Source organism: Paraburkholderia sp. BCC1885 (genome assembly GCF_900996235.1).
Classification (GTDB): Bacteria; Pseudomonadota; Gammaproteobacteria; order Burkholderiales; family Burkholderiaceae; genus Paraburkholderia.
The window spans coordinates 1-677 of sequence record NZ_CAAJGM010000036.1; the positions used below are offsets into that span (position 1 = coordinate 1).

A 677-nucleotide genomic window follows, 5' to 3' on the forward strand; every position below is an offset into this window, starting at 1 on the left:
ATCGCCAGCGAGTAGCCGTTGCGCAGCGTGTCGTCGAGGGCCGAGTTCAGGCGGGCCACCACCAGCGGCCAGTCATCGCCGTGGGCGGCCTGCAGGGCGCCGAGCAGCTCGCGCCGCTCGCCTTCCTCGAGCGCGGCCAGGTAGGCACGGCCCACCGCGGTGCGGGCGATGTCCATCCGCGAGCCGATCTCGAGCCGCGTGACGAGCACCGCCGAGCGCGGCCGGATCACGTCGATCGCGACCATGTCGAGCCGGTCGCGCACGGCGAGATGGACCGACAGCGAGGTGCGCTCGGCCAGCTCGATCAGGAACGGCCGCGAGCGCGCGCGGATGTCGAAGTTGCGCAGGAAGCCGTTGCTCAGCTCGAGCACCGACGCGGTCAGCACGAAGCGCTCGCTGTCGGGCAGCCGGAACAGGAAACCGGCGCTCACCAGGGTGGCGGTGATGCGCGAGACGGTCGGCTTGGGGATACCTGTTAATTCTGTCAGTTCGCGGTTGCTGACGGGAGCATCGGCGGCAGCGATCCGGCGCAGCACCGCGAGCCCCCGGGCGAGCGCCGAGATCTCGTCGGTGGAGGATTCCCGATCGCGCGCGGCAGCGGCTGCGTTATTCAATATCGACACGGAACACTCTCTTTTTTCCGAAACAAAATTTCAAAATTTCCGAAATAGTACGAC

Annotated in this window: 1 protein-coding gene; it reads right to left on the bottom strand. The window is 67.2% G+C overall.

Going from position 1 to position 677, the window contains the following annotated elements; translation table 11 throughout:
• Positions 1-623: IclR family transcriptional regulator (locus tag FQ755_RS03175; RefSeq protein ID WP_144150926.1), on the bottom strand; the 623-nt coding region annotated here is incomplete at its 3' end.
• Positions 624-677 lie beyond the last annotated feature (54 nt).